8 protein-coding genes are annotated in these 11,500 nt (G+C 58.0%); 5 read left to right on the top strand and 3 right to left on the bottom strand.

The window, feature by feature from the left end; genetic code table 11:
* The first annotated feature begins 194 nt into the window (after positions 1-194).
* From guaD to dcp, 5 genes are all read left to right on the top strand, one after another.
* The gene (gene guaD, locus M2407_RS18035; protein WP_259218811.1) at positions 195-1,526 is read left to right on the top strand and encodes a guanine deaminase; all 1,332 of its coding nucleotides are present in this window, start codon (positions 195-197) and stop codon (positions 1,524-1,526) included.
* Positions 1,523-2,953: a xanthine dehydrogenase small subunit gene (xdhA, locus tag M2407_RS18030; RefSeq protein WP_217331217.1), complete on the top strand. Its 1,431-nt coding sequence runs from the start codon at positions 1,523-1,525 to the stop codon at positions 2,951-2,953. The genes guaD and xdhA overlap by 4 nt, the downstream gene beginning before the upstream one ends.
* Positions 2,946-5,339: a xanthine dehydrogenase molybdopterin binding subunit gene (xdhB, locus tag M2407_RS18025; protein ID WP_259218810.1), complete on the top strand. Its 2,394-nt coding sequence runs from the start codon at positions 2,946-2,948 to the stop codon at positions 5,337-5,339. Before xdhA ends, xdhB begins: the two co-directional genes overlap by 8 nt.
* Complete coding sequence (gene xdhC / locus M2407_RS18020; RefSeq protein WP_259218808.1) at positions 5,332-6,105, top strand: xanthine dehydrogenase accessory protein XdhC; 774 nt, start codon at positions 5,332-5,334, stop codon at positions 6,103-6,105. The genes xdhB and xdhC overlap by 8 nt, the downstream gene beginning before the upstream one ends.
* Positions 6,106-6,271: 166 nt before the next feature.
* Complete coding sequence (gene dcp, locus M2407_RS18015) at positions 6,272-8,473, top strand: peptidyl-dipeptidase Dcp (RefSeq protein WP_130015691.1); 2,202 nt, start codon at positions 6,272-6,274, stop codon at positions 8,471-8,473.
* Between the two features lie 192 nt (positions 8,474-8,665).
* Here the strand turns inward: dcp and M2407_RS18010 are convergent, their stop codons facing one another.
* The 3 genes from M2407_RS18010 to M2407_RS18000 all read right to left on the bottom strand — a co-directional run bounded on the left by M2407_RS18010 (position 8,666) and on the right by M2407_RS18000 (position 11,495).
* On the bottom strand, positions 8,666-9,973 hold the full coding sequence (locus tag M2407_RS18010) for an MFS transporter (RefSeq protein ID WP_130015692.1): 1,308 nt from the start codon (positions 9,971-9,973) through the stop codon (positions 8,666-8,668).
* Positions 9,974-10,091: 118 nt separating this feature from the next.
* Entirely contained in the window at positions 10,092-10,733 is a 642-nt protein-coding gene (locus M2407_RS18005) for an N-carbamoylsarcosine amidohydrolase (RefSeq protein ID WP_259218806.1), read from the bottom strand.
* A 9-nt stretch (positions 10,734-10,742) separates the two neighbouring features.
* Positions 10,743-11,495: an Asp/Glu racemase gene (locus M2407_RS18000; RefSeq protein WP_409049654.1), complete on the bottom strand. Its 753-nt coding sequence runs from the start codon at positions 11,493-11,495 to the stop codon at positions 10,743-10,745.
* Between the last annotated feature and the right edge of the window lie 5 nt (positions 11,496-11,500).

Raw genomic sequence — 11,500 nt, 5'->3', positions numbered from 1 at the left:
CGGCGGCCGCACCTGTCGCTAAAATATAAAACGCCCGATGAGGTTCATCGGGCGTTATCCGGCTGAAAAGTGTCAACCTATATCAGGACTAGTCAAAATCAACATCTGCGATCGATAAAAAGACCGCCATCGCTCTCCAGGCTGAATTGACTCAGCCGGGTGCTGTGCGCTGGTCGGTAGAGAAGGAAAGCAAAATGAACATGCCATTCACCACGGCGATCCGTGGCAATTTTTTCGACATCGCGGCCTGCGTGGATCATCCGCAGCAATTAGGTCAGCAGCTGCGACATATTCCTGACGGGTTAATGCTGCTCCATGAAGGCGCGATTGCCTGGTTCGGCAGCTGGCAGCAGGGCGAATCGCTGTTGCCGCCGGGGTTTGAGGTCGCTCACTATCCGGACAAACTGATCGTGCCCGGTTTTATCGATACCCATATTCACTACCCGCAAACCGAAATGATCGGCGCCTATGGCGAGCAACTGCTGACCTGGCTGAAAAACTATACCTTCCCGACAGAAAGCCAATTTTGCTGCGAACGGCACTCTGACAAAATGTCGGCATTCTTTCTGCAGCAGCTGTTAAGCAACGGCACCACTACGGCGCTGGTATTTGGCACCGTGCATCCTCAGTCGGTTGAAGCGCTGTTCCGCCAGGCGGCGGCGCTGAACATGCGCTTGATTGCCGGTAAGGTGATGATGGATCGCCATGCGCCGGAAGCCTTGCTGGAAAGCCCGGAACAGAGCTACCGCCAAACGCGAGCGCTGATTGAGCGCTGGCACGGCAAACAGCGGCTGAGTTACGCCATTACGCCACGCTTTGCGCCCACCAGCACCCCGGCGCTGCTTGAGCAGGTGCAGCGCCTGCGCCAGGAATTTCCGGATGCCTACCTGCACACCCATCTGAGCGAAAATCTTGATGAAGTGGCCTGGGTAAAAGAGTTGTTCCCCGACAGCCGCAGCTATTTGGACGTATACCACCAGTACGGGCTGACCGGAGAGAAAAGCGTGTTCGCCCACTGTTTGCATCTGGAAGAACAAGAGTGGGATTGCCTGTGCCAAACCCGTTCGGCGATCGCCTTTTGCCCAACCTCCAATCTGTTTCTGGGCAGCGGTTTGTTCAACCTGCAAAAGGCCTGGCAGAAGCAGGTCAGGCTGGGTATCGGAACCGACGTCGGGGCCGGGACCACCTTTAACATGCTGGAAACGCTGGGTGAGGCTTACAAGGTCGCTCAGCTGCAGCGCTATCAGCTTTCCGCCTGTGAAGCCTTCTACCACGCGACGCTGGGCGGAGCTCGAGCCCTGTCGCTCGACGACAAAATCGGCAACTTCGACGTGGGCAAAGAGGCGGATTTTGTGGTGCTGGATCCGGCCGTGTCACCGCTGCAAAAGTTGCGACATGAAAACAGCCGCGAACTGGCGGAGCAACTGTTTGTGTTGATGACCCTGGGTGACGATCGCAATGTTTATCGTACTTACGTCGACGGCAAAGTGGTGTACCGAGCGGCCAAGTGCCAGGAGGCGGCATGATCCAGTTTCTGCTTAATCAAACCCTGAAAACAGAAACCGCACTCGATCCCAACACCACGGTGCTGAACTACCTGCGGCGTGACCTTGGCCGCTGCGGCACCAAAGAGGGCTGTGCCTCCGGCGATTGCGGCGCTTGTACTGTGGTGTTGGCCGAGCCGGAAGGCGATCGGCTGCGTTATCGCAGCGTTAATGCCTGTCTGACCTTCGTCAGCGCGTTGCACGGCAAACAGTTGATCACCGTAGAGGATCTGAAACAGCAGGGGGAATTGCACGGCGTGCAGCAGGCTATGGTCGACTGCCACGGCTCACAGTGTGGTTTTTGTACACCGGGTTTCGTGATGTCGATGTTCTGCCTGCAAAAAAACACAGCGTCCTATCAACGCGAACAGGCGCAGCAGGCACTGGCCGGCAACCTGTGCCGCTGTACCGGCTATCGCCCGATTTTGGCGGCGGCGCAGCAGGCGTGCGATAACCCTCAGCCAGACAGCTTCGACCACCACCAGCCACAAACGCTGCAACGGCTGCAGGCCATCCGTGCCGCAACGCCGCTGGAGGCTGACGGCAAGCGCTGTTTGCTGCCGCAGAGCCTCGATGAGCTGGCGCGGCTCTATCAACAGCACCCGCAGGCCAAACTGCTGGCCGGCGGGACCGATCTGGCGCTGGAAATCACCCAGCGGCATCAGGATATCCCGCTGATCATCGCTATTGGCCAAATTGAGGCGCTCAGGCAGGTAAGCTGGCAGGGCGATCGTCTGGTGATTGGCGCCGGCGCCGCCTTGAGTGATTTGTATCCGATGTTGGCCAACTATCATCCGGCCTTTGGTGAACTGCTGGCGCGTTTTGCTTCCCAGCAGATCCGTAATCAGGGCACGTTGGGGGGCAATATTGCCAATGCTTCACCGATTGGCGACGGTGCGCCCTTATTGCTGGCGCTGGACGCGCTGCTGATCCTGCGCTGTGGTGCTACCCAGCGTGAACTGCCGTTGAACGACTTCTTCCTTGGCTACCGCCAAACCGCACTGCAGCCGGGGGAATTTATTGAAAGTATCGTACTGCCTGCCAGCGCACCGGCGGACTTTCGTGCCTGGAAAGTCTCCAAACGCCTGGAAGACGACATTTCGGCCGTGTGCGGCGCTTTTAATTTGACCTTTGATCAAGGCGTTATCCGCAGCGCCCGCGTGGCGTTCGGCGGCATGGCGGCGACCCCGAAACGCGCCGAACTCTGTGAGCAGCAACTGGTTGGGCAGCCCTGGCGGCGAGAAACCCTTGAGCAAGCGGCACAGGCGTTGGCGCAGGACTTTACGCCGCTGAGCGATTTCCGCGCCAGCAGCGCTTACCGTTTGCTGGTGGCGCAAAACCTGCTGCGTCGCTACTTCATTGCGCTGACAGCGCCGCAGCTGGCAATAGAGGTGACCGCTCATGAGTAATCGCAAAGGGGCCGAACACACCCAGGAACACCTGGCAGAACGTTTCCGCCAGTCGTTAACCAGCGGCGTAGGCCGCAGCCGCAAGCACGAGAGTGCCGACAAGCACGTCAGCGGTGAAGCGCAATACATCGACGACAGGCTTGAGTTTCCGAACCAATTGCATCTGGCGGCCAGGCTGAGCGAACGGGCACATGCGCAGATCGAAAAGCTGGACCTGTCGGCATGTTACGACTTTCCCGGCGTGGTAAGGGTGATCACCTGGCAGGACGTGCCGGGCGAACTGGATATCGCCCCTTTAACGCACGGCGATCCGCTGCTGGCGAAAGATAAGGTGGAATACGTCGGACAGGTCATTGCGGTTGTGGCGGCGGAAGATCCGGAAATTGCCTGGCGTGCCGCTCAGGCGATTAAAGTGACCTATCGGGATTTACCGGCACGGTTGGACGTCACTCAATCTTTACGGGAAGGCTTCCTGGTGCAGGAGGCGCATCGTCATCAACGGGGTGACGCCGACCGCGCGTTGGCGCAGGCCAAACACCGCATTCAGGGGGAGCTGCATGTCGGCGGTCAGGAACACTTTTATCTGGAAACCCAGATTGCGTCGGTGATGCCGGCCGAGGACGGCGGCATGCTGGTGTATTCCTCGACCCAGAACCCGACCGAGATCCAAAAGCTGGTGGCCTCGGTGCTCAACCTGCCAATGCACAGAGTGACAATCGATACGCGGCGCATGGGCGGTGGTTTTGGCGGTAAGGAAACGCAGGCTGCCGGCCCTGCGTGTTTGTGCGCCGTGATGGCGCATCTCACAGGGCGACCGGTCAAAATGCGCCTTAACCGCCGCGATGACATGTTGATCACCGGCAAGCGCCACCCGTTTTATATTCAATATGACGTAGGTTTCGACGACAGCGGGCTGCTGCACGGGGTGAAAATCAGCCTGGCAGGCAACTGTGGCTATTCGCTCGACCTTTCGGGTTCTATCGTCGATCGCGCCATGTTCCACGCTGATAATGCCTATTTTCTGGAAGATGTGCTGATTACCGGCCACCGCTGTAAGACGCATACCGCTTCCAATACTGCTTACCGGGGCTTTGGCGGGCCGCAGGGCATGATGGCGATTGAACAGGTCATGGATCATATTGCACGCTATCTGGCGCTCGATCCGTTGGCGGTGCGAAAAACCAACTATTACGGCAAGGATCAACGCAACGTTACGCATTATCATCAGCCGGTGGAGCAGAACCTGTTGCAGGAAATCACCGCAGAGCTGGAGCAAAGTGCCGATTATCAGGCCCGCCGTCAGGCGATCCGGCAGTTCAACATGCAAAATCCAATCCTGAAAAAAGGGCTGGCGCTGACGCCGGTGAAGTTTGGTATTTCATTCACCGCCGGCTTCCTTAACCAGGCAGGTGCGTTGGTGCTGGTTTACACCGACGGCAGCATTCAACTTAACCACGGCGGCACCGAAATGGGCCAGGGGCTAAACACCAAGGTGGCGCAGATTGTCGCCGAAGTGTTCCAGGTGGACATCGAACGTATTCAAATCACCGCTACCGATACCGGCAAGGTGCCGAATACCTCGCCGACGGCGGCGTCATCCGGCACGGATCTCAACGGCAAGGCGGCGGAGAATGCCGCGCTGATCATTAAACAGCGGCTGATCGAGATGCTGAGCAAACAGCATCAGGTCAGTGCGGAGCAGATTATTTTCAATAACGGCCAGGTCAAAGTGGCCGAGCGTTATTTCAGCTTCGAGCAGGTGGTTGAGCAGGCGTATTTCAATCAGGTTTCGCTCGCCAGCACCGGCTATTACCGCACGCCGAAAATTTTCTACGATCGCGACCAGGCCCGCGGTCACCCGTTCTATTACTTCGCCTACGGCGCGGCCTGCGCGGAAGTGGTGATCGACACCCTGACTGGCGAGTACAAACTGCTGCGCGCCGACATCCTGCACGACGTGGGCGACTCGCTGAACCCGGCAATCGACGTCGGTCAGGTCGAGGGGGGCTTTGTGCAGGGCATGGGCTGGCTGACCAGCGAAGAGCTGGTGTGGGACGAACAAGGGAAGTTGCTGACGAACGGGCCTGCCAGCTACAAAATCCCGGCTATCGGCGATGTGCCTGCCGATTTGCGCGTCAGGCTGCTGGAAAACCGCAAAAACCCGGAAGATACGGTATTTCATTCCAAAGCGGTGGGCGAGCCGCCGTTTATGCTGGGCATTTCGGTATGGTGCGCAATCAAAGACGCGGTCGCCAGCCTGGCGGATTACCGCCTGCAACCCAACATTGACGCACCGGCCACGCCGGAACGGGTGCTGTGGGGCGTGCAGCAGATGTTACACGGTGACGTTGTCACCGATGACGTGCGGGAGAACGGCGATGGATGAATGGATTGAAGTACTGGCCGATCTGCGGCGACGCGGTGAACCTTGCGTATTGGTGACGCTGGTGGACGAACTGGGCTCCACGCCGCGCAACCGGGGTACCAAAATGCTGGTAACCGCCGAACGTGCGGTGAATACCATTGGCGGCGGCCATCTGGAGTTTCAGGCATTGGCGATTGCCCGCGAAATGCTGCAACAGGCTGCGCCCCAGTTACGGCTGGAACGTTTCCCGCTGGCGGCGCGACTGGGCCAGTGCTGCGGCGGCACCACCAGCGTGCTGTTTGAGCCGATGATATCGCCGCGCCCGCAGATCGCTCTGTTTGGTGCCGGCCACGTCGGGCGCGCGCTGGTGAATATCCTCGCCACGCTGCCGTGCCGGGTGCGCTGGGTGGACGGCCGCGCGGCGGAATTCCCGCGGGTTATTCCCGCCGGGGTGCAGCAAGAAATCAGCGATGAGCCACTGGAGATCGTCGACGCCATGCCGCCGGGCAGTTTCTTTATCGTCATGACCCACGATCACGCGCTGGACCTGGCGCTGGCGGAGCGTATTTTGCGCCGTGGCGACGCAGGGTACTTCGGCCTGATCGGATCGCTGACCAAACGCAAACGCTTCGAATACAAGCTCGGCCAACGCGGCATCAGCGAAGCGGCGATCGCCGCCATGCGCTGCCCCCTGGGCCTGCCGGACGTGAAGGGCAAACTGCCGGCGGAGATCGCGGTGGCGGTGGCCGGAGAGGTTATTGCCTGCTACGGGCAAGGTTTACGCTGAAAAGGTTTTCATTAAACCGAAGGCCAAAAGCCTGATGCTTAGGCCAACTCAACATTCTAATCACTTGTTTTTGCTCAAACTGCCAACTGCGCCTAAGCTAGGATGTGGCCTGGGAACTGGGGTTCCCGCGCAATTTATTCTGTGAACATGGAGGAGTTTCGATTTGATGCGTTTATCTACATTGGTGTTGGCGATCGGCATGGCGCTGAGCTCGCAGGCACAGGCAGCAGAAACTAACCCGCACGCTGACCACACCGCGTTGCCGAGTGGTCAGGCGAAGGAGGCTAACGTGACCGGTGAAGCCAACCAGCACAACAATAAAAAGAACCAGAACCCGTTCTTCTACCAAAGTCGCCTGCCGTTCCAGGCGCCGCCGTTCAATTTGATTAAAGAGAGCGACTACGCCCCGGCAATTGATGCCGGTATCAAGCAAAAGCTGGAGGAAGTGGAGAAGATTGCCAACAACCCGGCCAAGCCTGATTTTAAAAATACCTTCGTGGCGCTGGAACAGTCTGGGGCGTTGCTGTCGCGGGTGATGAACGTGTTTAGTGCCATGACCTCGGCCAACACCAGCGACGCGCTGCAAAAGTTGGATGAAGAAAGCTCACCGAAGCTGGCGGCGCTGGACGACGCCATCATGCTCAACAGCAAGCTGTTCGCGCGTATCAAGACGATTTATCAGCAGCGTGATGCGCTGAAGCTGGATGCGGAATCTCGCCGCCTGGTGGAAGTGACTTACAAAAATTTCGAGCTGGCGGGGGCCAATCTCTCCGACGCCGATAAAACCAAGCTGAAGGCGCTGAACCAGGAAGCGGCGACGCTGAGTACCCAGTTCTCCAACAAGCTGCTGGCGGCGACCAAAGACGGTGCGCTGGCTATCGCCGACAAGGGTAAGTTGGACGGATTGTCTGAGAGCGAACTGGCCGCTGCCGCTCAGGCCGCCGGTGAGCGTAAGCTGGACAAGCAGTGGTTACTGGTATTGCAAAACACCACCCAGCAGCCGGATTTGCAAAGCCTGAAAAATCGAGACACCCGCAAGGCGCTGTTTGACGCTTCGTGGAACCGGGCAGAAAAGGGTGACGGCAACGACACTCGCCAGACGATTGCCCGGCTGGCCAAAGTCCGTGCCGAACAGGCCAAACTCTTGGGCTTCCCGAACTATGCGGCCTGGAAGCTGCAAAACCAGATGGCCAAAACGCCGGATGCGGCGCTGAGCTTTATGCGTAATATCGTCCCGGCAGCCACTGCGCGTGCCGAACGTGAAGCCAAAGACATTCAGGCGGCTTCCGACCAGCAGAAAGGCGATTTCAAGGTTGCCGCCTGGGATTGGCAGTTCTATGCCGAACAGGTGCGCAAGGCGAAGTACGATCTGGATGAATCGCAGATCAAACCTTACTTCGAATTGGATAACGTGCTGAACAACGGCGTGTTCTATGCCGCCAACCTGCTGTACGGCATCAGCTTCAAAGAACGTAAGGATATCCCGGTTTACCAGCCGGACGTGCGCGTGTATGAGGTGTTCGATAAAGACGGCAAATCGATGGCGCTGTTCTATACCGACTTCTTTAAACGCGACAACAAAGGCGGCGGCGCCTGGATGAGCAACTTCGTCGAACAGTCGAAGTTGAAAGGCACCAAACCGGTGATTTACAACGTTGCCAACTTTACCAAACCGGCACCGGGCCAGCCTGCGCTGCTGTCGTACGACGACGTGATCACCATGTTCCACGAGTTTGGTCATGCGTTGCACGGTATGTTCGCCGATCAGGAGTACCCAAGCCTTTCAGGTACCAATACCGCACGTGATTTTGTCGAATTCCCCTCGCAGTTCAACGAGCACTGGGCCAGCGATCCTAAAGTCTTTGCGCATTACGCCAAACACTACAAAACCGGTGAAGCCATGCCGCAGGAACTGGTCGATAAAATCAAAAAAGCCGACAAGTTCAACAAGGGCTACGACATGACCGAGCTGCTGTCTGCGGCACTGTTGGATATGCACTGGCATATGCTGAGCGCCGATCAGCCGCAGCAGGACGTGGATAAATTCGAAGCCGAATCGCTGATGAAAGACAAGATCGATCTCAGCTACGTGCCGCCACGCTATCGCTCAAGCTACTTCAAACACATCTGGGGTAACGGCTATGCCGCCGGTTATTATGCCTATCTGTGGACTGAAATGCTGGCGGATGACGCCTTCCAGTGGTTCAGCGAGCACGGTGGGCTGACGGCGGAGAACGGCCAGCGTTTCCGCGATATGGTGCTGTCGCGCGGCAACAGCCAGGATCTGGAGAAGTTGTACGTCGAGTGGCGCGGTAAAGAACCGAGTATCGAGCCGATGTTGATCAACCGCGGTCTTAAAGACGAATAACAGTTCGCGGCATAACCCAAAACTCCCAGAAGGGCGCAAGTTTCTTGCGTCCTTTTTTTCGTCGGGACATAGCCGAAACGAGGATTTATCATGCGCCGGATATTTTTGGCCCGTGAGCAATCAAGCACAAAGATGGCAGACCGATCCTGTGGTTGCCAATAAGTCAGGCCCCGCGAGCGGGGCCCAACGTCCTCAGCGGTTAACCACCTTGGCAGGCAATGCAACTACCAGCAATGAACTGATCAGCAGACACCCGGCGAATGCCCACAGAGCGCCGCCGCTTTTACCGGTCAGGTCCAATGCCAGCCCCATCAGCGAGTTACTCACTAACCCGGCAATGTTTGCTAGCGAACAGGCCAGCGCGAAGCCGGTTGCCGCTGCTGTGCCGCGCAGAAAGGTGGCCGGCAGGCTGAAAAACACCGGTACCGCACCGATGATTGCGGCCTGCGCAACAGAGAACAGCAACACCGTGGCGATCACGTTATGGGTGAAGAACGTGCTGCCGGCCATCGCCATCGCGCCGACAATAAAGGGCACAATGATGTGCCAGCGACGCTCACGCATGCGGTCGGAACTGGTACCGATCAGCAACATCCCCAGCAGGGCAGCAACGCTTGGTAACGCAGTCAGCAGGCCGATGGTAGTGATGTTGGTCACGCCGGCAGTCTTGATAAAGGTTGGCATCCAAAAGCCCATGGCATAGGCGCTAAGCAGGATCGAGAAGTCAATGCCACCCAACATCCACACTTTGAGGTTAAAGAAACCGTCGCGAAAACTGTGCTTGCTGTGGCTGGCTTCGGCGTCGTCCTGGGCCAGATCGTCTGCAATACGTTGTTTTTCGTCCTCGGACAGCCATTTGGCCTGTCGATAGTTGTTCGGCAGCACCCAGAACGTGAGTACGCCCAACAATACGCTGGGAATGCCTTCCAGCAGAAACAGCCATTGCCAGCCGTGCAGCCCGTGTCGCATATCAAAATGTCCCATGATCCAGCCAGACAGCGGGCCGCCAAGCACGCTAGACAGGGGCAGGCCGATCATGAACAGCGCAATGATGCGGCCGCGACGGTAAGTCGGGAACCACAGCGTCAGATAATACAGTACTCCTGGCAGGAAGCCGGCTTCCGCTACGCCAAGTAAAAAGCGGATGATGTAAAACTGGTTGGGGGTAGTGACAAACATCGTACAGGCGGAAAGCAGGCCCCAGGTGATCATGATGCGGGCAATCCACACCTTGGCGCCGACGCGCTGCAGGATCAGGTTACTCGGCACTTCAAACAGGATATAGCCGACAAAGAACAGCCCGGCGCCCAGCCCGAAGGCGGCCTCGCTAAGTTGCAATTGGTCGGCCATCTGCAACTTGGCCAAACCGACGTTGATGCGGTCGAGATAGGCGGCCAGATAGCACAAACAGAGGAACGGGATCAGCTTCCAGGTGATTTTGCGGTACAGAAGCGATTCTGCTCCCGCTTTCCCGGTTAACGGGGTTTCAACAATGGCCATGATGATGTCTCCAGGTGGTGCATGGTGGCCTCCGGAGGAGGAGCGTTGTGTGTTTGCTTTTGAGGCGCTTTCCGCGCCTTCTTTATTGTTCAGCTCTCCGTGCAGGTGAAGCTCTGGGTTACAGCCGATTCAGATAATCGAGGGCCTCCTTTTTAGTCACGACGTCACCGTATTTACTGTCGATGTCGAACAGATTGGCCTCATGCGGCCCGGGGTGACGATCGCCTACGCATTCCCGCACGACGATGGTGCGGAAGCCGTGCTGTACCGCGTCCACTGCGCTGGCACGGATACAGCCGCTAGTGGAGCAACCGGCTAACAGCAGGGTATCGACGCCCAGCGCCACCAACATCGGGGCCAAAGAGGTGCCGAAAAAGGCGCTGGCATACTGTTTGCTTAATACCACTTCTGCGGCCAGAGGAGTTACCTGCGTGCAAAAAGCCGCCAGCGGGTTGCCTTCCACCATGTCCTTCATAACCGGAGCTTTTTTCACCCAAATGCCGCCATTGGCAAAATGCCCCGCATGATAGCGGATATTGGTGTGAATCACCGGAATTCCCGTTTGGCGAGCGGTGGCCAACAGCGCCACGCTCTCGTCGACCGCGCTGACCACGCCGGGAGCGAACAGCGGTGCACCCTCGGTTGTGTAGCCCTGCATAAAGTCGATCATCAGCAGGGCCGGATGTCGGCCGAAGCCGATGCGGTTGCCCCAGACGCCGCTGTAATTATCGGTGAGTGAGTTATCGGCTGCGGATGCCATAGTTGCTCCTTAATAGGCGCCGGACAGCAGGGCACCTGCGCCGGGAACGATCGGCTCCAGCTCCAGCGCGGTCAGCATGGCGTAAGTGGTTGCGATGGCGGCGGTCAATACCGGTTTGCCGGTTTGTGCTTCAACGGTAACCACCGCCGGTAAGGACGGCATTTGCACGCAGGCGGACAGCACGATGGCGTCAACGTCGCTCAGATCCATCTCGGCGACAATGCCCGGCAGTTTGGCCGGGTCATGGCGTCCCACGGCCAGATTGTCGGCAATCTCCAGTGCCCGCCATACCTTGACCTCAATACCCTCGTGCTCGATATAGTCCACCACCATTTGGGTCAGGGGTTTCATGTAGGGGGCGACTAACGCAATGCGTTTGGCCCCCAGCACTTTCAGACCGTTGACCAGCGCTCCGGCGCTGCTGATTACCGGAGCGCCGGCGTTATTATCTTGCGTCACCTGTGCCAGTCGAGCCTGTGACTCACGGTGATAGCCCAGCCCCATCGACATGATTGCCACCAGGCAGGCATAACCGAGCACGTCGACTTGTGCGTCGGAAAGTTCCAGAGCACAACGGTCGGATTCGGCGTCCATCGCCGCCAACTCCGCCTTGCTGACGTGTTTCATGCGCATGCGGCTGGAGTGAAAGGTGAAACGCTCCGGGCGGATCAGTTGGCGAGCGTTCAGCATCGCCGGAATTTCGGTTTCCATCGTGGTGTTGGAGCTGGGGACGATTTGGCCGATACGGTAATTTTTAGTCATGACAC

This window comes from Serratia sp. BIGb0234 (genome assembly GCF_024809915.1).
Taxonomy (GTDB): Bacteria; Pseudomonadota; Gammaproteobacteria; order Enterobacterales; family Enterobacteriaceae; genus Serratia; species Serratia liquefaciens.
The sequence above is the reverse complement of the archived record's forward strand: the minus strand, read 5'-3'. Positions and strand labels throughout refer to the sequence as shown.